Origin of the sequence: Staphylococcus hyicus, from assembly GCF_000816085.1 — a bacterium.
In the GTDB taxonomy this organism is placed as follows: Bacteria; Bacillota; Bacilli; order Staphylococcales; family Staphylococcaceae; genus Staphylococcus; species Staphylococcus hyicus.
Map to the genome: position 1 here is coordinate 307909 of NZ_CP008747.1, position 23938 is coordinate 331846.

The 23938-nt window shown below is 35.4% G+C and carries 26 protein-coding genes and 1 riboswitch; of the genes, 20 read left to right on the forward strand and 6 right to left on the reverse strand.

The features are described from left to right. The first annotated feature begins 146 nt into the window (after positions 1-146). From SHYC_RS01250 to SHYC_RS01265, 4 genes are read left to right on the forward strand one after another with little or no spacing between them, the layout of a single operon-like run. Positions 147-2099 (forward strand): BglG family transcription antiterminator, encoded by a 1953-nt coding sequence (locus tag SHYC_RS01250; RefSeq protein ID WP_039643794.1) that lies wholly within the window; start codon positions 147-149, stop codon positions 2097-2099. Next, positions 2090-2533: a PTS sugar transporter subunit IIA gene (locus SHYC_RS01255; protein WP_039643796.1), complete on the forward strand. Its 444-nt coding sequence runs from the start codon at positions 2090-2092 to the stop codon at positions 2531-2533. The genes SHYC_RS01250 and SHYC_RS01255 overlap by 10 nt, the downstream gene beginning before the upstream one ends. A 1-nt stretch (position 2534) precedes the next feature. Beyond that, a complete protein-coding gene (locus SHYC_RS01260; protein WP_039643799.1) occupies positions 2535-2819 on the forward strand; it encodes a PTS sugar transporter subunit IIB in 285 nt (94 codons plus the stop codon). A gap of 16 nt (positions 2820-2835) precedes the next feature. Continuing rightward, entirely contained in the window at positions 2836-4185 is a 1350-nt protein-coding gene (locus tag SHYC_RS01265) for a PTS ascorbate transporter subunit IIC (protein ID WP_039643800.1), read from the forward strand. Between the two features lie 122 nt (positions 4186-4307). Here SHYC_RS01265 and SHYC_RS01270 read toward each other — a convergent pair whose 3' ends face one another. From SHYC_RS01270 to SHYC_RS01280, 3 genes are read right to left on the reverse strand one after another with little or no spacing between them, the layout of a single operon-like run. Further along, on the reverse strand, positions 4308-5504 hold the full coding sequence (locus SHYC_RS01270; protein ID WP_039643802.1) for a NupC/NupG family nucleoside CNT transporter: 1197 nt from the start codon (positions 5502-5504) through the stop codon (positions 4308-4310). Between the two features lie 9 nt (positions 5505-5513). After that, positions 5514-6425, reverse strand: coding sequence for a pseudouridine-5'-phosphate glycosidase (locus SHYC_RS01275; RefSeq protein WP_039643804.1), 912 nt, complete (start codon positions 6423-6425; stop codon positions 5514-5516). Further along, positions 6409-7518 (reverse strand): carbohydrate kinase, encoded by a 1110-nt coding sequence (locus tag SHYC_RS01280; protein WP_039643806.1) that lies wholly within the window; start codon positions 7516-7518, stop codon positions 6409-6411. The genes SHYC_RS01275 and SHYC_RS01280 overlap by 17 nt, the downstream gene beginning before the upstream one ends. A 245-nt stretch (positions 7519-7763) precedes the next feature. Further along, positions 7764-7861, forward strand: a riboswitch (SAM riboswitch). Positions 7862-7920: 59 nt separating this feature from the next. Between SHYC_RS01280 and SHYC_RS01285 the strand changes: the two genes are divergently transcribed. From SHYC_RS01285 to SHYC_RS01295, 4 genes are all read left to right on the forward strand, one after another. Further along, a complete protein-coding gene (locus SHYC_RS01285) occupies positions 7921-9201 on the forward strand; it encodes an O-acetylhomoserine aminocarboxypropyltransferase/cysteine synthase family protein (protein WP_039643808.1) in 1281 nt (426 codons plus the stop codon). A gap of 13 nt (positions 9202-9214) precedes the next feature. Next, positions 9215-9379, forward strand: a complete 165-nt coding sequence (locus SHYC_RS12220; RefSeq protein WP_158484609.1) for a hypothetical protein — start codon at positions 9215-9217, stop codon at positions 9377-9379. A gap of 119 nt (positions 9380-9498) precedes the next feature. After that, entirely contained in the window at positions 9499-10191 is a 693-nt protein-coding gene (locus tag SHYC_RS01290) for a type 1 glutamine amidotransferase domain-containing protein (RefSeq protein ID WP_039643810.1), read from the forward strand. A 225-nt stretch (positions 10192-10416) separates the two neighbouring features. Next, the gene (locus SHYC_RS01295) at positions 10417-11571 is read left to right on the forward strand and encodes an MFS transporter (protein WP_158484611.1); all 1155 of its coding nucleotides are present in this window, start codon (positions 10417-10419) and stop codon (positions 11569-11571) included. A 19-nt stretch (positions 11572-11590) separates the two neighbouring features. Here SHYC_RS01295 and SHYC_RS01300 read toward each other — a convergent pair whose 3' ends face one another. Next, positions 11591-12607 carry an alpha/beta hydrolase gene (locus SHYC_RS01300; protein WP_039643811.1) on the reverse strand — a complete coding sequence of 339 codons (1017 nt, stop codon included), beginning with the start codon at positions 12605-12607 and terminating at the stop codon, positions 11591-11593. A gap of 198 nt (positions 12608-12805) precedes the next feature. Here SHYC_RS01300 and SHYC_RS01305 point away from each other — a divergent pair, with 198 nt between their 5' ends. Next, positions 12806-13864 (forward strand): metal ABC transporter solute-binding protein, Zn/Mn family, encoded by a 1059-nt coding sequence (locus tag SHYC_RS01305; RefSeq protein WP_039643813.1) that lies wholly within the window; start codon positions 12806-12808, stop codon positions 13862-13864. Positions 13865-13907: 43 nt separating this feature from the next. Here SHYC_RS01305 and SHYC_RS01310 read toward each other — a convergent pair whose 3' ends face one another. Continuing rightward, a complete protein-coding gene (locus SHYC_RS01310) occupies positions 13908-14801 on the reverse strand; it encodes a fructose bisphosphate aldolase (protein ID WP_039643815.1) in 894 nt (297 codons plus the stop codon). 236 nt (positions 14802-15037) lie between these two features. Between SHYC_RS01310 and SHYC_RS01315 the strand changes: the two genes are divergently transcribed. The 11 genes from SHYC_RS01315 to SHYC_RS01365 all read left to right on the forward strand — a co-directional run bounded on the left by SHYC_RS01315 (position 15038) and on the right by SHYC_RS01365 (position 22701). Continuing rightward, on the forward strand, positions 15038-15790 hold the full coding sequence (locus tag SHYC_RS01315; protein WP_082021516.1) for a tandem-type lipoprotein: 753 nt from the start codon (positions 15038-15040) through the stop codon (positions 15788-15790). Further along, on the forward strand, positions 15768-16256 hold the full coding sequence (locus tag SHYC_RS01320) for a hypothetical protein (protein ID WP_052257776.1): 489 nt from the start codon (positions 15768-15770) through the stop codon (positions 16254-16256). The genes SHYC_RS01315 and SHYC_RS01320 overlap by 23 nt, the downstream gene beginning before the upstream one ends. Before the next feature lie 155 nt (positions 16257-16411). Beyond that, entirely contained in the window at positions 16412-17170 is a 759-nt protein-coding gene (locus tag SHYC_RS01325) for a tandem-type lipoprotein (RefSeq protein WP_052257777.1), read from the forward strand. A gap of 49 nt (positions 17171-17219) precedes the next feature. After that, complete coding sequence (locus SHYC_RS01330; RefSeq protein WP_052257778.1) at positions 17220-17978, forward strand: tandem-type lipoprotein; 759 nt, start codon at positions 17220-17222, stop codon at positions 17976-17978. Continuing rightward, positions 17971-18462 carry a hypothetical protein gene (locus SHYC_RS01335; protein WP_052257779.1) on the forward strand — a complete coding sequence of 164 codons (492 nt, stop codon included), beginning with the start codon at positions 17971-17973 and terminating at the stop codon, positions 18460-18462. The genes SHYC_RS01330 and SHYC_RS01335 overlap by 8 nt, the downstream gene beginning before the upstream one ends. 155 nt (positions 18463-18617) lie before the next feature. Further along, positions 18618-19376 (forward strand): tandem-type lipoprotein, encoded by a 759-nt coding sequence (locus SHYC_RS01340; RefSeq protein WP_039643817.1) that lies wholly within the window; start codon positions 18618-18620, stop codon positions 19374-19376. Then, positions 19369-19857, forward strand: coding sequence for a hypothetical protein (locus tag SHYC_RS01345; RefSeq protein ID WP_052257780.1), 489 nt, complete (start codon positions 19369-19371; stop codon positions 19855-19857). The genes SHYC_RS01340 and SHYC_RS01345 overlap by 8 nt, the downstream gene beginning before the upstream one ends. Before the next feature lie 155 nt (positions 19858-20012). After that, the gene (locus SHYC_RS01350; RefSeq protein ID WP_052257781.1) at positions 20013-20771 is read left to right on the forward strand and encodes a tandem-type lipoprotein; all 759 of its coding nucleotides are present in this window, start codon (positions 20013-20015) and stop codon (positions 20769-20771) included. After that, a complete protein-coding gene (locus SHYC_RS01355; protein ID WP_039643819.1) occupies positions 20764-22089 on the forward strand; it encodes a hypothetical protein in 1326 nt (441 codons plus the stop codon). Before SHYC_RS01350 ends, SHYC_RS01355 begins: the two co-directional genes overlap by 8 nt. Beyond that, complete coding sequence (locus tag SHYC_RS01360) at positions 22086-22409, forward strand: hypothetical protein (RefSeq protein WP_039643821.1); 324 nt, start codon at positions 22086-22088, stop codon at positions 22407-22409. Before SHYC_RS01355 ends, SHYC_RS01360 begins: the two co-directional genes overlap by 4 nt. 7 nt (positions 22410-22416) lie before the next feature. Beyond that, complete coding sequence (locus SHYC_RS01365) at positions 22417-22701, forward strand: hypothetical protein (protein ID WP_039643823.1); 285 nt, start codon at positions 22417-22419, stop codon at positions 22699-22701. Between the two features lie 21 nt (positions 22702-22722). Here SHYC_RS01365 and SHYC_RS01370 read toward each other — a convergent pair whose 3' ends face one another. Then, positions 22723-23937, reverse strand: coding sequence for a putative multidrug effflux MFS transporter TcaB (locus tag SHYC_RS01370; RefSeq protein WP_052257782.1), 1215 nt, complete (start codon positions 23935-23937; stop codon positions 22723-22725). Position 23938 lies beyond the last annotated feature (1 nt).

The window sequence follows — 23938 nt, forward strand, 5'->3', positions numbered from 1 at the left end:
TTGCACTATTTATGTCAAATGTTTTTGTAGAATATTATTAACAATATTAATTTTAGATGTGAAGTTTTGCGGATTTTAATAAGCAATAGATTGCATATCCGCAAAGGATAGAAACCGCTTACAATTAGAATATAGGAGGCATGGATGTGTTAAGTAATCGGCAACAACAAATTTTGACATTGCTCCTTGAAGCATCTCAATTTATAACAATCAGTACACTCGCAAAAACGTTCCACCTTTCTGAGAGAACCATACAATACGATGTCGAGTATATCGAGTCAATGGCAGAAACAGGTGGCTATCGTATTATTAGGCATAAAACCATGGGCATTAAAGCAATGAAAGAATCAGACACTTCCCATGAATGGGTTCAAGCAGATGTGCGTAGCCGTCAATTTCACTTTTCAAAAGATGAACGGCAAACTTTGTTAAAATTAATGCTTTTAGAACATGAAAATCCTTTGAGCACAAAACAATTAGCGGAAGAATTAAATGTGAGTAGACGTACGATGATTTCGGATATCAAAGATGTTTCAAAATGGTATCGACATTATCATCTCACACTGACGTACATTAACAATAAGGGATATATCGTTGAAGGCAATGAAGCCCATTACCGTCATGCATATGTGCGATTATTACATGCGTATTATGACAATATGAACGATGTGATGATTGCACAATTGAATGCGACTTCTGATTTGAAACATATTCGGGAAAGTGTCATCAGTGTGCTCAAACGTGAACACTATCCGTTGGTCCAAACGGCGATTGAAGGTTTGATTTTACACCTTTTAATTGCTGTAAGACGTATGAAACAAAATAACCCTTTACCCGAACCGAATAAAACGTATGAGGATAAGAAGGATGACGTTTCCTACACAGTAGCATCAGCAATTAAATTAGAAATTGAAGCACGTTTTAATATTGTGTTTCCTGATTCTGAAATTGACGTCATGGTGCTACATTTATTGAGTTCAAAGCGTGCAGCTATAAGTTCGACACGTGTCAACGAAGCTTATATGCATCAGACTATTGAAAAGTTTGTAGATCATATTGGCGCGGAGATGGGTGTGGCATTTTTTACGGATGGTAAGCTCATTCAAGGGCTTTGTATTCATTTGTCGCCGGCATTGTATCGGCTACAAAACCATATTTATCAAGCGAATCCATTACATGAAAAAATCATTCATGAATATCAAGAATTGTATGATGTGATTGTGAAAAAAATCAAAATTCTTGAAGAAGCCTATCAATTAAAATTTCATGCCCATGAAATCAGTTATGTCACGTTACATTTTGCGTCGAGCTTTGAACGATTGATGACACAACGCCATCACAAATTAAAAGTTGTCGTCGTATGTGGATCGGGTGTCGGAACATCACAATTACTCAATGTGAAGTTGTCTCATGTGTATCCGGAATTTGACATTATAGATGCTTATTCCATTTATGATATCAGTGAAGATGAGTTGAGTAATATGAATGTAGATTTAGTGATTTCAACTGTACCGACACCATATCAAACGATTAAAACAGTTACGATATCACCACTATTAACGCGTGATGACCTTGATGTACTGAATGCTATCGTTAATGAAAGACGGGCTGCGACGTTGCTTCAACCTGAAATGCGTGGGCTATCTTTGACAGATGTTTTACATACGCGTGTGTTTAAAATTGATCAATCTATGTCTTATCAACAAGCGATTACTCAAGGTGTGCGCCCTCTAGAACGTGATGGCATCGTCAGTACCGACTACAAAGAAGAAATTATGAATAAACTGCAGTCGTTAGGCCCTTACATGGTCATTAGTCCGCACATTGCTTTAATACATGGAAGTACGTCACATGTGTACGGGGTTGGCATGAGTTTGGGTCATTTTGAAAAAGGTATCACATTCAACCATCCTCACTATGATCCCATCTATGTGGTGATATGTTTAGCAACGGAAAACACGAAATTGCACTTAAAAGCGCTAAAACAACTTACAGAATTATTAACGAATAATGACATTCGACAACAACTGATTGATGGCAAGTTAACTGAATTTCAACAACATATAAAACAAATGGAGGGAGAAACAACGTGGCTTTAGATGCCTTAACGAAAGACAAAATTACGATGAAAGAGAAAGTGAATGATTGGCAAGAAGCTATATACATCGCGGCTGAACCATTGTTGGCTCAGGGTTATATTGCGCGTGGATATGTGGAAGCTATGATTGAAAGTGTCAAGACGTTGGGTCCGTATATTGTCATTGCGCCTAACGTAGCGATTGCGCACGCACGACCAGATGACAATGTGAAGCGGGTAGGCATCAGTTTATTAAAACTTGATGAACCTATCAATTTTTCAGAAAAGGGACATGAGGCTGCCTTGATTTTTGTTTTCTGTTCAACGGATCATACGTCACATTTAAATATCTTACAACAACTGGCAAAGGTATTGGGGGATGCACAACATATCGAAGCTTTAATGCAGTCTCAAGATAAAAAAGCAATCATTACAATATTTAAAGGAGAGAATTAATATGAAAATTTTAGTTGTTTGTGGTCACGGATTAGGAAGTAGCTTTATGGTAGAGATGAATGTTCAAGAAGTGTTGAAAACGTTAAATCTTGAATCTACAGTTGATGTTGAACATAGTGACATTATGACAGCGAGTCCTGAAATGGCTGACTTATTTATATGTGGACGCGACTTAGAAGAAAATGCAGCGCGCTTAGGAGAGGTTTTAATTTTAGATAACATTTTAGACAAACAAGAACTAGAAAATAAATTAACAGCAAAGTTAAAAGAATTGAATATAATTTAATGTTTGGGGTGTTCATATGAAAAGCATTCTTGATTTTATTGTGGATATTTTAAGTCAGCCAGCGATATTAGTCGCACTCATTGCGTTTATAGGTTTGATGGTTCAAAAGAAACCCGCTTCGGTTGTAACGTCTGGAACGATAAAAACGATATTGGGATTTTTAATTTTAAGTGCAGGTGCAGGCGTGGTTGTACAATCACTTGAACCCTTTGGAAAAATTTTCCAACATGCGTTTGGTGTTCAAGGGGTAGTACCAAATAACGAAGCGATTATTTCGATTGCATTAGCAAAATATGGAACAACAGCAGCATTAATCATGGTATTTGGCATGTTAGTGAACATATTTATCGCACGTTTTACGAATTTAAAATATATTTTCCTTACTGGGCATCACACATTTTATATGGCTGCCTTTTTAGCGATTATTTTAACGGTAGGTAAAGTCAATAACACACTAACAATTGTGATAGGTGCGGTGATTTTAGGTTTAATCATGTCTGTCTTTCCAGCGCTGGCACAACCAACGATGCGTAAAATAACAGGGAATGATCAAGTTGCCCTTGGGCATTTTGGTACAGTCAGTTACTGGGCAGCAGGTGAAATAGGTAAGTTGTTTAATGGGAAATCAAAATCTACGGAAGACATTCAATTTCCTAAAGGCTTAAGTTTTTTACGCGAAAGTACAATCAGCATTTCGATTACGATGGTGGTATTATATTTAATCGCATGTCTTTTTGCGGGAGTGGACTTTGTCCATAAAACGATAAGCCATGACCAAAACTTTATTGTTTTTTCTTTAATTCAAGGGGTCACATTTGCAGCGGGGGTATTTATTATTTTGACAGGTGTTCGTCTTATTCTGGCAGAAATTGTACCTGCTTTCAAAGGAATTTCTGAAAAATTGGTTCCCAACTCTAAGCCAGCCTTAGACTGTCCGATTGTTTTCCCTTATGCGCAAAATGCTGTATTAATTGGCTTTTTTGTAAGCTTTTTAACGGGCGTACTCGGAATGTTTGTGATGTTTATGCTTGGTGGTGTTGTGATTCTTCCAGGTGTTGTGCCTCATTTCTTCCTTGGTGCAGCTTCAGGTGTATTTGGTAATGCCCGTGGTGGCATTAAAGGTGCCATTTTTGGTGCGATGATGAATGGTCTGTTGATTACATTTTTACCATTATTATTCTTGCCATTTTTAGGCGATTTAGGCTTAGCAGCGACAACATTCTCAGATACAGACTTCTTAGTTGTAGGTATTGTCTTTGGCAATATTGTTAAAACATTAGGTGTTGTGGGTGTGGGTATTGCGATCATCATCATTGCAGCAGTCGCGATACTCTTGCAAAAACGCAGCAACAAAACCATTTCATAATGAATTAAGCACGCTGAAGATGTGTTCAATATTGAAGCCTTCAAAGTTCATCAACCAATGAATTTTGAAGGCTACTTTAATGTTATTTTGAACATTTTATTGACTTGGGAATATGAAGGATTTTATAAGACTAATCCAACCATGGCGGCAGAAATGATAGAAGCTAACGTGGCACCGAGCAATAATTTTAACGCGAAGGCAGCTACCTTATTGCCTTGGTCACTACTAATGCCTTTAATTGCTCCTACGATAATACCTACTGTACCGAAGTTGGCAAAGCTGACCAAATATACGGAAATGATACCGACAGTACGGTCACTTAAATTTTTTGCCATATCTTTAAAATCTAGCATTGCTACAAACTCATTGGTAATCAGCTTCGTTGCCATAATGGACCCTGCTTGGACAGCTTCACTCCAAGGAACACCGATAATGAAGGCGATAGGCGCAAAAATGTATCCTATCAGTTGTTTAAAGTTAAGCCCTACAGCGCTAAAAATGACATTAATCGCTTCCATTAATGAAATGAAGGCTAATAACATAATGGCAACTGTAATCGCAATCTTAAAACCATCTATCGCACTGTCGCCAATCATTTGGAAAAATGGTGTCCGTGATTGGCGCTTTGTAGGTGTTTCAGTAAGGTTTTCAATGTCCACATCTGCATCGTTCGCTTCATATGGATTAATGACACTCGCAATGATGAGTGCACTAAAAATGTTTAACATCACTGCGGTTACGACATATTTTGGTTCTATCATTTGCATATACGAGCCTAACATGGCCATACTTACAGCACTCATTGCGGAAGTGGTAATTGTGTATAATTTGGCTTTGGAAAGTTTCGGTATAAGGTCTTTAATCGTTAAAAAGACCTCTGGTTGTCCCAACATACTTGTTGAGATGGCAAAATAACTTTCTAAGCGACCCATTCGCGTGATTTTGTTAATTACTAAGCCGACATATTTAATGATAAACGGTAATATTTTAAAGTAATTTAAAATACCTATTAATACAGATATAAAAACTAAAGGGAGTAAGACGTGCATAAAAAATGTAAAGCCGCCTTTATTTTCTAAATCACCAAATACAAAATCGATGCCTGCTTTACTGATGTTCATTAACCCTTCAAAAAATTTACCGAGTGCTGTTAAGATATTGAGACCGATAGACGTGTTCATCATAAACAAAATCAGTAAGACTTGAATGACAAGCATAATGAGGGTCTTTTTAAAATCAATATGTTTGCGATCAAAACTGACGATATAGGCGATAAATAATGCAAATACCACCCCTGTCATCGTAAATAGTATGGACATAAACATCACCTACAGTTTAGAATATGATACTGCGATTTGTGCGCCAACGACTGCATTATTTTCGACAAGTTTAATATTTGTTGCAAGGGACTTACCTTCCGTTTTTTCGACAATTTTACTTAATAAAAATGGGGTAGAGTCTTTGCCTCGAATGCCTTTTTTTTCGGCCTCTTTCACAGCGTCATTAATAATTGTATCGATATACGCTTTGTCTAATTGATCAGCTTCAGGTACAGGATTTGCGATCACCATGCCACCTTCAAGTTGGAGGTCATGTTTCACTTTACAAATCGAAGCGATGTCATCGACATGATTTGCTGTTGAATTTAATTTGACGCCGCTTTTACGTGTGAAAAAGGCTGGAAGTTCTTCGGTTTGATAACCAATCACAGGAACACCTTTTGTTTCAAGATACTCCATCGTTTTTGGTAAATCTAAAATCGATTTGGCTCCAGCACAAATAACAGTGACATCTGTTTTTGAAAGTTCATCCAAATCCGCAGAAATATCCATCGTTTCTTCAGAACCACGGTGTACGCCTCCAATGCCACCTGTCACAAAGAACTTTATATCTGCAAGTGCTGCACATATCATTGTAGAAGCCACTGTTGTCGCACCGATTCTTTTTTGCGCGATAACTTCTGCTAAATCACGACGTGACACTTTTGCGACATTGTCACTTTTCGCGAGTAATTCTAACTCATTATCTTCTAAACCGATTTTGACCTTGCCATCTATTAATGCGATTGTTGCAGGTACTGCGCCTTGATTACGTATGATTTGTTCCACAGTTTTTGCCATCTGTACATTTTGTGGATAAGGCATCCCGTGAGAAATGATAGTAGACTCTAAGGCAACAATTGGTCGGTGGTTTGATTTTGCATCTTGGACTTCTTGAGACAACTCAATGTATTGTTTCATTTTGATATTCCTCCATATCTCGTAATAATTGTTTTTTATCTAAGTTTTGTCGAACCGTGTATTGCGTTTCTATTGTTTTACGCGCATTGACTAAACCGGCTTTTAAAGTATCTTCAATATCGAATCCTTTTAGCCAGCTGTAAATCACCGCACTTGAGAAAGCGTCGCCAGCACCTGTGACGTCTTCAACGTGTGAGGATGGAATGACTTGTTTCATAAATGTTTGCGTTGAACTACTATATATCAGTTCTTTCGTGCCATTCGTAATAATCACGTGACTAATGCCGAGATCATTTAATTGTTTGGCAGCGCGTTTTAAATCTTCAGTATCATTAATTGTCATCTTCAAAAAAGTTTCCGTTTCATCGCGGTTAATAATGAGCCAGTCAATCGCATGTAAGGAATCAGGCATATGTTTCATTTTTGGTGACGATACAGGAATGACGACGAGTTTAATGTTGTGTTTTTCACTATAGGCACATAAGAAATCAAGTGAATCTTTTGGTAAATTGAGATCGACAACGATACATTTAGCTTTCCGAAGTAAGTGAGTACGCTTGATTAAGAATTCTGGTGTCATTTCGTTATACACTTCCATGTCGGCAAGACCGTATTCCATATTGCCATCTTTGTCGATTAAAGCCGTATACGATCCTGTATTGGCGTTCTCAACTTGTTGGACGTGATCAAGACTCATAAAAGGACTGGACAAATGCTTAATCATGTCCCATTCACTATCATTTCCACTCGCAGAAAGCATAGCAATATTTTCACCTAAACGACCAAGGTTCTCAGCAATGTTGCGTGCGACACCTCCAACTGAGCGCGTTGATGTGACTGGGTTCGATGTTCCTTGTTGCAATGTTTGATTGACGTAAAATTTACGGTCAAGATTTGTAGCACCAATGCATACGATTGGAAAGTCATCATTGAGAACGTAGGCTTTACCGAGCACGTATTCTTTTCGAATGAGACCGGAAATAATATTTGCGACAGCAGGTCGAGAAAGTCCAACAGCTTTCGCTAATTCTTGTTGAGAGATGAATGGATTGTCTTGAATGCGTTCAAGGATTAATTTTTCATTTTTATTCACTATGGCACCTCCTAGTAAACAAAAGTTTGATTATTAAACTTTTGTTTAGGTTAGCAAATCAGCAACGTAATGTAAACGCTTTCAAAAGAACGTTCAAAAAGTTTACAAATTTCATTATATGTGCGATGTGCTTTTAAAAGTATTTTTCTGTAAGTTTTGTGTAGGCGACCCCAAATTATAAAAGTTGTCAGAATTTTGTGTTGACTTCAATACGTGAGTATAATAAACTAGTTTTAATTTCATATTACTTATCCAGAATGGTGGAGGGACAGGCCCTTTGAAGCCAGGCAACCTTTTAAGTTAGGTGCTAATTCCTGCAGGTGACATGCCTGAGAGATGAGTCTGATTACGTCACGTCTATCTTTCGAGGTAGGCGTTTTTTAATTTTAAGGGGGAATCAACATGACACAAGATTATCGATTTGAGACGCGACAATTGCACGCCGGACAAGAAGTGGATGCAGCTACGAATGCACGCGCACTTCCGATATATCAAACGACGTCGTTTAATTTTAACGATACGGATCATGCAGCCAATTTATTTGGTTTAGAAGAATTGGGGAATATTTATACGCGCCTGATGAACCCGACAACGGCAGTACTTGAAACCCGAGTAGCAGAACTTGAAGGCGGGATTGCGGGAGTGGCTGTTGCTTCAGGCATGGCGGCTATCACGTATGCGATTCAAGCTGTCGCACATGCAGGTGACCATATTATCGCATGTGAAACGTTATATGGTGGGACGCATACATTATTCACACATACGCTGTCTAAATTTGGAATAGAAGTGACACTCGTTGATACGAAAGACCCACAAAATGTAACTGCGGCCATTAAAGCGAATACAAAAGCACTATTTGTTGAAACCATTGGTAACCCTGAAGGCAACATCGAAGACTTTGAAAAAATAAGCGCAATCACAAAATCTTATGGCATTCCACTCATTGTAGATAATACGTTTGCATCACCGTATCTCTTTAGACCGATTGAATACGGCGCAAATATCGTTGTCCATTCCGCGACCAAATTTATCGGAGGCCATGGGACATCAATGGGTGGTGTCATTGTAGATGGTGGGAACTTCGATTGGAATAATGGTAAGTTTCCTGGATTAAGTGAACCTGATCCATCGTATCATGGCATCATCTTTAGCGAAAAGTTTGGTGACGCTGCACTGGCCTTTAAAATTCGCACGACATTATTACGTGATACAGGTGCCGCATTGTCACCATTTAACGCATTTCAATTAACACAAGGGTTAGAAACATTGTCATTGCGTATGGAACGTCATGTTGAAAACGCGGAAAAAGTAGCGCATTATTTATCGAACCATGCTAAAGTTGCGTGGGTGAAATATGCGGGACTTGAAACGAGTCCATATTACGACCTTAAAACAAAGTATTTGCCTCAAGGTGCTGGAGCTGTATTTACATTCGGTGTCAAAGGCGGTTATGAGGCAGGGAAGCAATTTATTGAAGCATTAGAATTATTTTCATTACTCGCAAATGTAGGAGATGCGAAATCGTTAGTGATTCATCCTGCTTCGACGACGCATCAACAATTAACGGTTGAAGAACAAGCGGCAGCAGGTATAGCACCGGAAACCATTCGACTCTCTATTGGACTCGAACATATTGATGATATTTTAAACGATTTGGCAAAAGGTTTTGCTGCGATTAAATAAATGGGGGATCTGTGTGACATCGATACAAAAACAAACATTAGAAACGTTGAAAGCCAAAAAAGAGGAATGGCAAGTATATGTGCCAATCAATAAAGCTGCGCATATGATGAAAGAATCTAAAATAAAAGAATATGAAGAGGCGATTCAATTAAAAATGAAAACAGAGGAATCCTATTAAAAGTGGGGAGTGCACCCAATTTAAAAAAGGGTACAGACAAAGTATAAACAAATCATTCGTCATCAACCCAAAACTTCATTATAATGAACACAAATCTTTGAAAAAGTGGTGAATGCGACATGAAAAAAATTATGATTGTCAATACAAGCCATACACAATTTGACGGCACAGATAAACCCACTGGCTTATGGTTAAGTGAATTAGTCCATTTCTATGATGTCTTTCATGGTAATGAAGATTACCAAATCGATTTATACAACATTAAAGGTGGCGAAACACCTTTAGATCCTGTCAGTTTAACACCAGGTATATTAGACAAGCTGACAAAAAGTTATTATGAAAATGAATTGTTTATGGATCAATTAAAGTTAACGCCAAGTATTGACACAGCAGATCCGTCCGCTTACGACGTGATTTATTTTACAGGAGGCCATGGTGTGATGTATGATTTCCCAGGAAATACGCATGTACAACAAGCGATTAACACGATTTATGATAAGGGGGGCATCGTGGCATCTGTATGTCACGGGGCAGCGGCCTTACTCGAAGCGAAGAGACCGAATCATTATTTCCTTATCGACGGGAAAAAATTAACAGGATTTTCAAACGCTGAAGAAGTATTAGCGAATCGCAAAAAAATAGTACCTTTTGAACTCGAATCAGAATTGAAACTTAAAGGTGCGCAATATACGAAATCAAAAGTACCTATGAAAGGGTTTATCCAAGTGGATGGTAATCTGATTACAGGTCAAAATCCAGCATCGGCGAAGAAAGTAGCTGAAGCGGTTAAAGATGCATTAGCGTCGAAATAATGGTGTGCCTCCTTGTATGAATTAAGGGATTTGAAAGCAACGTCATGGTTTATTTATGATGTTGCTTTTTATATTGCGGTAAATCAAAAAAGGGTTTCGAATGGCATTCGACTGAGGTAATATGGGAAAATAAAGTATCTAATTCCATAATATTTTTTAATCTTAACGCTATATTTTTGAGGGGTGACATTTATGGAGCGGGTCCATTATCATGGGATAACCTTTGTGTTATTTATTACGGGGCTCTTAGTCATGTTTAGTTTATACAGCACGATAACGATAGGTGCATCAATTGCGCAAGACTTTTCCGTACCCGTCACAAATACACCATTGGCCAGCATGGCATTTTCGTTCACATTTGCGCTAGGATGTTTAATATATGGGATACTTTCGGATAAATTTGGGCGCAAACAAATCATGTTATATGGTTTAATTGCACATACTATTTTTACGTTGCTGTCCGTTTTTTCTACGTCCTTTATGATGCTTGTGGTATTCAGAGGCGCTCAAGGTTTAGCCGCTGCCGCCTATGCGCCGATCATCATTGCTTACATTTCAGACTTATTTCCTGAAAACAAACGTGTGACAGCGACAAGTTTTATGACAATGGGCTTTTTGTTTGCGGGCATTTTCGGACAAGTGATTAGTGAAATGATTGCGAACGCATATGATTGGCGTATGGTCTTCCTTATATTAGGGAATTGCTATGCTGTACTAGCTGTTGTAAATCTTTGGTTATTACCTCAAGCCCCATTACAGGAAACAGCAGTGCATTTCAAAGATTTTGGACGAGATATTGCATCCATATTTCAAAACCCAATATTGATGCTTTGCTATTTAATTGGCTTTGTGTTGTTAATGACCTTTATTAACGTATATGTTGTTTTAGGAGAGAGTGTCCTCGTCCAACATGGCCAACATATTCAAACCGTTGCAGCGGTGAGTAAGTTTTTTGGTGTTGGTGGGATTATCATTTCCTTGATGGCAGGCCGTTTATCCAATCACTATTCGGTTACAAAAGTACTTGTTGGGGCATTAACGGTCACTGTACTTTCAATCATACTTATGGCACTGAATACAAGTATTATAGGTTATATTATATTAAGTGTGATTTTTGGCGGAGGCATTGGCTTTGCGTTACCGACACTTATTTCTAAAGTCGTGTTATCTGTGGATAATCATAAAGGTTTTTATATCACACTGAATACATTTGTTATATTCTTCGGCACGGCTGTTGCACCTTTAATATTAGGCTTTACCCAGCGCACACCCGCATGGTCAATGCAATTTTTATATTTAGCTGCAATTATGGCTATTGGATTAATGGCTGCTGTGATGATTTTAATACGAGAACGCCAAAAGGATTCGCATGCGTCTTGACGCGATGCGAATCCTTCTTTTACTTGGCCAAATGCTGTTTGAGAAAATCAATTAACCGGTCATAATTGACTTTTGATTCATATAGCGACATATCAAATTGATACTCATGATAAAGTGGACTATCATGAAATGTGCCTTTTACTGGAATACCGTAGTGTGTCAACGTCGCGACAAATTGACGCGCTTGATCCTCAAAAGAGCGATGTTTCGCATCTGTAATATAGCTCGGTGGAAAATGATGATCCATGTTAAGCGTTACACTTGCCTCCATCGTTTTAGGACTTACGCGCCAATGTTTATCATCAAAATATGCCCATGCCAATCGACTGAAAAGTTTGTTTGCCATCATGTCATCAGTTTTATCCATGCGTTGTGTATTTAAAAGTGAGGAATAAAAGATGGCGGTTTTGATCGTTTCAGGTGATACCGTTTGTTTGAACGCCGTCGTGTCACGATACGACTTATTCACTTGAATATTGATAAACTGACCAATAATTTGACCGCCAGCAGAGTCACCGCCAAAAGCAACTCGTGACAAATCCGCCTTATACATATGTGCATTTTTCTGAACAGTTTTATACGCTTTTTCCAAACTATAAATTGGTTCTGGATAGTGACCATCGGGGAACAAAGCATAGTTAATATTAATTACGGTATAGCCTTCACTAGCAAGAAGTTGTAAGTACGGTGTGACATCTGATTTATCGCCACTCATATAGCCACCGCCATGGACCCAAAATAATGTCGGATACGTTACTTGATTTCCACTCGGCATATAAACATCCATCAACCCTGTTTTTTCAGTAGGGTCATAAACCACGTCGAAAAGAGAAGTTACACGAGATGGAACCTGTTTAAAACGTGCATCTTGGCGCACAGTGTCTTTAATATATGCCATTTTAGAAGGTTGATTAAATAAAACTTTAGATAATAATACACCTGGCATGGGTGTAAGTTGATTTAACGTGTAAAGCGATGCAGTTAATGCTGTCGTCGTGCCTAAAGCGATTTTACCCAAAGATTGAAGATGTTTCATCATGGTGCCTCCTTGTTTGAAAATTAAACTTATTATTATCTTATAATAATGTGAACGTACATAATCTATCGTTATTTTACTATGATACGTACCGTTTAAAAAGCAAAGTGAATATAAAAGTATTGCAAGCTTGAAGGAGGTAGGGTATAATTTTAAATCGTAATAATTACTATTTGAATAGAAGGAGATTGTGCGAAAATGAAGAAACGTATTTTGGCTTTTTTAACTATCGCAGTCGTGAGTATTTTACTTGTCGCATGCGGACAATCTGATTCTGGAAAAAAATCATCTTCAAATGACAAACTCCAAGTGAAAACAACTGTGTTTCCAGTAGAATCATTCGTGAAGCAAATTGGAGGCGATCACGTTGACGTCGAATCCATTTATCCAAAAGGGACAGACTTACATAGTTATGAACCGTCACAAAAAGATATTTTAGATGCAAGTAAATCGGATTTATTTATTTATACAGGGGATAATTTAGATCCCGTTGCGAAAAAAGTAGCCGGTGCCATCAAAGATGACAATAAAAAATTGTCGTTAGAGAAACATTTAAGCAAACAAGATTTATTAAAAGACGCACACCATCATGAGGGCGAAGATCATGACCATGAGCATGGAGATAAAGCACATGACCATGATGCAGACCATAAAGAACACGACCATGATCATGAAGGCGAGCACAAAGAAGATGATCACGATCATGAAGGTCATGATCACGAAGGCCATCATCATGGCATGTACGACCCACATATTTGGTTGGATCCAAAAATGAATGAAACAATGGTAAAAGCCATTCGTGATGAATTAAGTAAAAAAGACCCTGATCATAAAGCTGAATATAAGAAAAATGCTGATAAACTATTAAAAGAACTAGATGATATCGACAAAGAGATGAAAAAAGCAACAAAAGATCATCAAGGTGAAACCGTGTATGTATCTCATGAATCATTAGGGTATCTTGCGAACCACTACGGTTTCAAACAACAAGGTGTTCAAAATATGAATGCTGAAGACCCATCACAAAAAGCACTTACAGACATTGTAAAAGCAATCAAATCTTCTAAAACAAAATACATTTTATATGAAGAAAACGTATCGAACAAAGTCACAGATACCATTCGTCAAGAAACAGATGCAGAACCATTGAAATTCAACAATATGGAATCTGTTTCAAAATCTCAAAGTGACGATGCAACATATCAATCTTTAATGAAAGAAAACATTAAAAACATTGAAAAAGCATTGAATAAATAAAAAAGGCGCCACATCCAGCATAATGAGGATGTGGCGTTTAATGTTATTGTACTTTGTTTACAGAAGCGTCATAGATAGAATCGATGGTTTCACCTAGGAGTTTATCAAACGCTTCATCTGATTGACCGACACGTAAATCATTGATTAACGCACGAGAAAAACTTGCGATGAGCCCATCATTCGTTTTTAATACTTCATTCGCATGTTCGCGGCTATACCCACCGGATAAAGCAACAACACGCACGACATTTGGATGATTAATTAGCGCTTCAAATTGATTTTTATGCGTTGGAATCGTTAATTTAAGCATCACCAATTCATCTTCTTTTAATTGATCTAAATGAGATTGAATGACTTCTGTTAAATAAGCCTCGATACCTGCTTTATCTTCAGCATCAATGTTCACTTCTGGCTCAATAATTGGTACTAAACCTTTAGCAATAATTTGTTTCGCTACCTCAAATTGTTGTGCGATGACTTGGTTAATACCTTCTTTATTGAACTCAAGAATATTTGAACGCATTTTAGTTCCGAAAATTTTATGTTCTGTAGCTCGATTTAATAAGTCATCAAGTTCAGGCATTGGTTTCATGAGCTGAACACCGTCTTTTTCTTCGGCAAGCCCTTTATCTATTTTTAAAAATGGAACAATCCCTTTATTCGCTAAATAATCACCTGTATGTTGGCCTTCGACTTCACGATCCATTGTTTGTTCGAAAAGAATCGCACCAATGATTTTATCAGAAGTAAAAGATGGTGATGTGACAATACGTGTACGCATATCGTGAACAAGGTTAAACATTTCATCATCATTATGATATTGATCTTCATTCACACCATAACCACGTAACGCTTTAGGAGTACTACCGCCACTTTGGTCTAAAGCCGCAATAAAACCTTTACCATTTTTAATTTTATCTAGTTGTTGTTGATTCATAATTTCACTCCTTTAAAAAATATCGTACATCTACAGTATGCATAAAATGTCATAGACGTTCAAATAATAAAAGTCAAACATCAAATTTAACATGAATAATAATGTATAAAGAAAGCGTTTAATCTGTTGATATGATTAAGTGCGAAATATCATAAAAAAAAGATAGATTTTAAAGTATAGAAAACTGTATAATAAATTTAAAACATTGTGTGTAAATGGTGAGGGGACTTTAATCAGTGAGGAAAATTTATATCAGCATATGTCTATGCATATTAACATTAATGACAAGCGGCTGTAGTATGTCAACAAGAGAGAAAATAGAAACAGGATTGAAAGAATCTTTGTCAGTATATCCGACAAAGAATTTGGAAGACTTCTATGACAAAGAAGGATACAGAGACAGTAATTTTAGTAAAAATGATAAAGGTTTGTGGTCAATATTTACGTCAGTTTCTAGAAAAGATAAAGAGGGATTACTTAGAACAGAAAGCGTCATCCTATATATTGATAGAAAAACAAGAACAAGTGAAGGATATTATTTTGATGAAATAGATTCCAAAAATTTTAATAAAAGATATCCGATTATGATGAAGAACAATAAACTGATTTTGAAAGATAAAAATGTTGAAAAACGTATAAAAGAAAAGGTAGAAAATTTTAAATTCTTAGTTCAATATGGAAGTTTTAAAAATTTAGGGAATTATGAGGAGAAAAATGTAATATATAATTCGGAGGCTCCGAATTATTTGATAAGTTACAAAATAAAAGAGAATGATAAAAATTTAAAGCAAATAGAAAAAGTGTTCAAAGTCAAAGGAGGAAAGAAATCTAGCTTTAGAATATATGGCAATAGTGATTTGAAAAGCATTCCAAAAGCTTCTAATAAAGTTATGTATATATTTGAAGATAACGGATATCAGTCTATCAGCTCTGTAGTGAAATTCAAATCTAGAGGAGACTTGAAGAATGAATACAATAACTCCAATTAATAAATACACTGAAAAAAACAGTGCGATATCTTATAAGTCATATGAGATTGAGACTTCTATGCTTGATAATAATAATAAATATATAATTAAGGATATGTTAAAAGAAGACTATAAAAACAATGAATTCCCATCCAACCTCCAATATGTTGATTCTTTTCTTGATAAGAAAACGGGGATGAGTGGCGTTGCATTTAAAGATAACAATACGAATAAAGTGACGATTGGTTTTGCAGGGACGAATGTGGGGTCAGGGAATACAAGCGACATGATAAAAGATGTTGGTGCAGATCTTAACATTGGTTTAAGCTTGGTTGATGCTCAAGATCCCTATTTTAATGAAACGCATATGTTCATTAATAAAATTAAAAAGAAGCATGAGATTGAAGCTTTTACCGACCACTCAAAAGGTGGCCGAGATGCAATGGTTTTAGGGATTGAACATAGCATCACAATGCCAAACACGTGAAGAATTATTTTTTGCGTATCTTTAGAATACATATATGTAAAATCTATGAATTTCTCAAAACATATAGTTCTATCTATTTTATTGTAAATTGTATATATGTTAATGGCAGAATATTGTAAGATTTATTTAAAACACTATTAGAAAGTGGTGGCTTCATGAAATTAGCTAAACATTTACTAATCATATTAGGGGTGATGGTATCCATGAGTTTGTTAAGTAGTTGTGGCATGTCAACAAGAGAAAAAATAGAATCAGGGTTAAAAGTACCATTATCTGTATATCCAACAAAGAATTTGGAAGATTTTTATGATAAAGAAGGATATAGAGACAGTAACTTTAGTAAAGGTGATAAAGGTGTGTGGTCAGTGATATCAGCGATATCTAAGAGGAATGAAGAAGGGAAAATAAGAATGGAAGGCGTGATGTTATATATAGATAGAAATACCAGAACAAGTGAAGGCTATTACTTTGTTGATAATGAAAGTGAAGATGAACACAAAAATGGTGAAAAAAAGTATCCTCTTATAATGAAAAATAATCAATTAATACTCAAAGACAAAAATGTAGACGAAGACATTCAAAGAAAAGTAAAGGACTTTAAATTTTTTGTCCAATTTGGTAATTTGAGTGATTTAGATCGATATAAAGAAAAAGATGCGAGTTATAATTCCTTAGCCCCTAACTATTTAATTAGTTATCATTTAAATCAAAATGACGATAATTTGAAAGAAATACTGAAACTATACAGTATCAAAGCAGGAGAAAACCCAGAACTTAAAATTTATGGAGATGGTGATTTCAAAAGTGATGCAATTGATACAAACACGATTAATTACAAATTAAAAGGCGAGGTAGGTAGATTCTATAACTCGTCAGTAAGTTATGAACCTAAAAGAGGGTTAATTCATGAATGATTGATTTTCTATTTAAGTGAATTTCGATAAAAAATGAGTGAGGTACACCATGAAATTAATGAAAAAAATTATAATCATCGCAGGATTGATGATGACGATTGGGTTATTAAGTAGTTGTGATTTTACGACAAGACAAAAGATTGAATCAGGATTAAAAGAACCATTATCTGTGTATCCGACAAAAAATTTAGAAGACTTTTATGATAAAGAAGGGTACAGAGACAGTAACTTTAGTAAAGATGATAAAGGTGTGTGGATGGTGATATCAGCGATATCTAAGAGGAATGAAGAAGGCGAACTTAGGATGGAAGGCGTAAAGTTATATATCGATAGAAATACCAGAACAAGTGAAGGGTATTACTTTATCGATAATTCTAGTAAGGATGAACGTAAAAATGGTGAAAAAAAGTATCCACTTATAATGAAAGATAATCAATTGATACTTAAAGACAATAATGTAGACGAAGACATTCAAAGAAAAGTAAAGGACTTTAAGTTTTTTGTCCAATTTGGGAATTTGAGTGATTTAGATCGATATAAAGAAAAAGATGCGAGTTATAATTCCTTAGCCCCTAACTATTTAATTAGTTATCATTTAAATCAAAATGACGATAATTTGAAAGAAATACAAAAACTATACAGTATCAAAGCAGGAGAAAACCCAGAACTTAAAATTTATGGAGATGGTGATTTCAAAAGTGATACTTTCAAATCAAACACGGTAAATTACAAATTAAATGGCAAGGTAGGGAGACTCTATAATTCGGTAGTTAGTTATAAGCCTAAAAGAGGTATAACTTATGAATAATATATCACCAGTTAATGCATATACTGAGAAAAACACCGCAATTTCATATCAATCTTATAAAATCGAAACGTCCAGATTAAAAGGACATTCTTCATTTGAAGTATTAGATAACTCTGTTAAAAATGCAATGGATAGTAATACTTTCCCACCCAACCTCCAATATGTTGATTCTTTTCTTGATAAGAAAACGGGGATGAGTGGCGTTGCATTTAAAGACACCCATACGAATAAAGTGACGATTGGTTTTGCAGGGACGAATGTGGGGTCAGGGAATACAAGCGACATGATAAAAGATGTTGGTGCAGATCTTAACATTGGTTTAAGCTTGGTGGATGCACATGACCCATATTTTAATGAAACGCATAAGTTCATTAATAAAATTAAAAAGGATCATGATATTGAAGCCTTTACTGGTCACTCTAAAGGTGGTCGAGATGCGATGGTTTTAGGGATTGAACATGGCATTATAATGCCAAACACGTGAAGAATTATTTTTTACGTATCTTTAGAATACATAGATTTAAAATCTATGTATTCCTCAAAATATATAGTTCTATTTATTTAATTGTAAATTGTATATATGTTAATGGTAGAATATTGTATAATTTATTTAAAACACTATTAAAGAGTGGTGGCTTCATGAAATTAGCTAAACATTTACTCATCATGTTAGGGGTGATGGTATCCATGAGTTTATTAAGTAGTTGTGGCATGTCAACAAGAGAGAAAATAGAATCAGGGTTAAAAGAACCATTATCTGTATATCCGACAAAGAATTTGGAAGACTTTTATGATAAAGAAGGATATAGAGACAGTAACTTTAGTAAAGATGATAAAGGTGTGTGGTCAATAATAACAGTGATAGGAAATTACAATGATGAAGGAAAGTTGAGGATGGAAGGTGTAATATTATATATCGATAGAAATACAAAAAAAAGTGAAGGGTATTACTTTATTGATAATGAAAGTAAAGATGAACACAAAAATGGTGGAAAAAAGTATCCTCTTGTAATGAAAGATAATCAATTAATACTCAAAGACAAAAATGTAGACGAAGACATTCAAAGAAAAGTAAAGGGCTTTAAGTTTTTTGTGCAATTTGGAAATTTAAATGATTTAAACCGATATAAATTGAGAAACGCAAACTATAATACTAAAGCACCCAATTACTCAATAAGCTATTATTTAAATCAAAGTGATGAAAATTTGAATTTATTAAAAAAACATTATGGAGTTAAGGTTGGAGAACAACCTAGAATTGAGATATATGGAGACGGAAATTTTAAGAGTGACACACCAATTTCTGACACTATAGAATTTGTACTAGATAATAAAAATAATGAATACTTTAGTACTTCAGTAAGTTATAAACCTAAAAAAGGAGTGAATTATGAATAATATTACTACGATTAATAAGTATTCAGAAAAGAATAGTGCTATTACTTATAAGTCTTATGAAATAGAAACAAATATGCTTAATGATTTAACGAAAAAAGATATTAATTTCAGAATTGAATATAGTGCATTAAAAAATGAATTCCCATCCAACCTCCAATATGTTGATTCTTTTCTTGATAAGAAAACGGGGATGAGTGGCGTTGCATTTAAAGATAACAATACGAATAAAGTGACGATTGGTTTTGCAGGGACGAATGTGGGGTCAGGGAATACAAGCGACATGATAAAAGATGTTGGTGCAGATTTTAACATTGGTTTAAGCTTGGTTGATGCACAAGATCCCTATTTTAATGAAACGCATAAGTTCATTAATAAAATTAAAAAGGATCATGAGATTGAAGCCTTTACTGGTCACTCTAAAGGTGGCCGGGATGCAATGGTTTTAGGGATTGAACATAGCATCACAATGCCAAACACGTGAAGAATTATTTTTTGCGTATCTTTAGAATACATAAATGTAAAATCTATGAATTTCTCAAAACATATAGTTCTATCTATTTTATTGTAAATTGTATATATGTTAATGGTAGAATATTGTATAATTTATTTAAAACACTATTAGAAAGTGGTGGCTTCATGAAATTAGCTAAACATTTACTAATCATATTAGGGGTGATGGTATCCATGAGTTTATTAAGTAGTTGTGGCATGTCAACAAGAGAGAAAATAGAATCAGGGTTAAAAGAACCATTATCTGTATATCCGACAAAGAATTTGGAAGACTTTTATGATAAAGAAGGATACAGAGACAGTAACTTTAGTAAAGATGATAAAGGTGTGTGGTTAGTGTATACCTCTATAGCTAAACGTAATGATGAAGGGAAATTAAGAACAGAAGGGGTCATTTTATTCATTGATAGAAATACAAGAAAAAGTCAAGGGAATTATTTTGTTCAAAATGATAGTGAATATGAATATAATAAATTTAAAAAGAAGTATCCAATAATCATGAAAGATAATAAATTGATACTAAGAGAATATAAAGGTTATGAAGAAATAAAGAGAAAAATAGAGAATTTTAAATTCTTTGTACAATTTGGAGAATTTAAAGAGTTAGATAGATATTCAGAAAGAAATGCAATATATAATAATCAAGCACCAAATTATCTAATGAGTTATTACATAAAAAATAATGATAAAAATCTTAAACAAATTCAATCTGTTTATGGTTTAAATGTAGGAGAAAAGCCTAGACTTGAAATATATGGGGATGGAGAATTGAAGAATAACTCAAAAATATCAGCTAATATTGTATATATATTAAATGATAAGAAAGATCGATATGTTAATTCTGAAGTTATATACCTTCCAAAAAGAGGGTTAAAGTATGAATAGTATTAGTCCTATAAATTCATATTCTGAAAAATACAGTACTATATCCTATACTTCATATACAATTGAAACATCATTACTTAATGATGAAAGTCAAGAAAGCGTTACAAACAAAATGAATGATTATAAAAATAAAAATAAATTCCCACCCAACCTCCAATATGTTGATTCTTTTCTTGATAAGAAAACGGGGATGAGTGGCGTTGCATTTAAAGATAACAATACGAATAAAGTGACGATTGGTTTTGCAGGGACGAATGTGGGGTCAGGGAATACAAGCGACATGATAAAAGATGTTGGTGCAGATCTTAACATTGGTTTAAGCTTGGTTGATGCACATGACCCATATTTTAATGAAACGCATAAGTTCATTAATAAAATTAAAAAGAAGCATGAGATTGAAGCTTTTACTGGTCACTCTAAAGGTGGTCGAGATGCAATGGTTTTAGGGATTGAACATAATATTGACGATATTGTTATATTTAATTCCGCTTCGTTAGATTTGAAAGGAAGATCACAAATTCATGCTACTATCAATGATTGGATGGTTAAACCATCGAGTAATCCGTTAGAGTTAAGCAAAAAAAATTATATGGATTATTTACTATTACATGCTAAGGCTCAGAATTATAAAGGCAATATCATCCATTTTAGGAATAATAATGACTTAGTTTCGGTTGGTTTAAGCTTGATGGGTGGCAGTTATTATGGAAAAGATTTCGTATTTAAAGGCGGTGGCCACGGCCTTAGTTCTATGATGTCTTATGAACGCCAATTAGAAATTAAAAAAATTCTAAATAAACGTCCTTATGCTACATTAGTGAAAGAAACACATCAACGAGTCCAACGTGATGTGAAGAAACGCCTTTCTTCAGTGGATAATTTACGTGCTAATTTAGTTTCTGCGAATGGTGGCAGTCTTTCTTCAAACCAGGAAAAGTTACTGGAAACTCAAACGGCGCTCACTCTAATACAAGGTTTAAATCAATTATTAGATGCAGAAATAAACTTGATGTTAAAAGAGTATGATAATGCGATTGGCGATTTAAATATATTATGGAGTGATACGATAGTTCAAGCAGATGATTTATCTCAAGGTAAACTATCAGAAGGTGAAATTTTATCAGCACTGAGCGATGGAAATGCAACTGAACAATCTATAGTGATAGATAATGAAGAAACTATAAATACTAAGAAAGACAAATTAAAAGAAGTTGGAAAGAAGTATGATGAATTAATCAATAAGATTCAAGAGGCTATTGATGAAATTCTACAGAATGATCAAGTATTAGCGCAACAAATAAGGATGTTTTCAACATGAATGAACTACAAAAAGAGATTGAAAAAATAGAAGATGAACAGCGTGACGCTTTAAGAGAGTTCGATAAACAATTTGATAAGATACAACACTATAAACATCAATTACATAAAGAGAATGAAAAGAAATATGCCATTTTTCATGAACTACAACAAAGAGATGCCAATCTTCATCATTATCAACATGCTTTTGACCGTGTTATAGATGAAGCAACATTTGAATTTGAACAACAGCTAAAGGGTATTGAACGTCAATTATTCATCGAAAGAGATGCTTTGATACAATCGTATCAACGAGAAATTAGACAACTAGAACTGAGGTGATAATGATATGAATATCGATGATTTTAAAAAGTATGATCATACAATTTTTGAAACATCTCAAAAAAATGCATATAAAATGATGATAACTGATATCATTGCACCGAATGCATTGGACCATAAAGTGAAGCGTATGGATAAGCTGGATAAAGAAGAAGATGGTTTTCTTGATAAGATTAGTTCGAGTCAGAGGCAATTTCTTAATGACTTTGAAAACTATGCCAAAGGTGATTGGCTAGATGCGGCGAAAAGGGAAATGGAAGCTGTTAAAAAAGAGCTCGATACAATTAAATAAATGAACCACCCTGTGAGGTAATCACGTAATGGGGTGGTTCTTTTTTATGTGCACATCTTTTAAGTGTTTGTAATGCATCACATGGAGTGTGAAGATAAGGATTAAAGTAATGATAAGTACGATGATATAAGGTATAGCGTTGTGATCGCCCATAAGTCCAACGAGTGGTGTAGTGGCTGCGCCTACAAAATATTGAAGTAATCCAATCAGGCTAGATGCGCTGCCCACGGCTTTTTTCTGTCCATTCATGGCGATGGAAAATCCTAATGTAGCAACACCGGATACCGAGGCTACGATTAAGAAAAATCCAGGGATGAGTATGAGTAATGTCCAATGATTAATCAGTGCGCTAATCACAATGATAGCTCCTAAAAGTTGAATGATGCTAAAGCCTCTAAATAACACCAATGGATTGATTTGATCAACCAAACGCGCGGTAAGTTGTGCGGTACCTATGAGACCGAGTCCAGTGAATGCAAATATATAACTGTATGTTTGAGGAGTCAAGCCGTATAAATTCTGTAAGATAAATGGTGAAGCGGCCATATAACTAAAAAATAACGCAAACGTTAAACTTTGTATAAGAATTGGCAGTATAAATGTTTTACGATGTAGTAACTGTTTAAAATCCTCGAGTACGGGTTTAAATCCTGTTGAACTTCTATGTTGAAGGGCTAAACTTTCATCTACTTTAAAACAAACACCGAGAAGCATAAGAATACTGAGAGCGCTTAAACAATAAAAGATGACATGATAGCTGACATAGTTGGTAAGTATACCGCCAATCATAGGCGCAAATACAGGTGCGGCACCATTGACAAGCATCAACATAGCGAGAAATTTCGTTAAGTCATTGCCTTTATACTGATCACTCGCGATGGCGCGTGATAGCACAATCCCCGCACCGCCGGCGATACCTTGGAAGAAGCGGGCGATGATGAGTAGTTCAACCTGTGACGCCAGTGCGCAAATAAATGAAAAGACGATATACAGAATTAAACTAAAAATGAGAGGTCGTTTACGTCCAGTTTGGTCTGAAAGGACTCCAAAGATGATGTTACCTAAGGCAAGTCCGAACATAAAGAATGTAAGCGTAAGTTGTGTCTGTGTAGTTGAAGTGTGTAATGTTGTAGCTACTTGTGGTAAAGCAGGGAGATACATATCTATTGAAAGCGGTCCAAACGCCGCAAGTCCTGCCATCACAAGTATAAATATAACACTTGGTTTTTGCTTCATA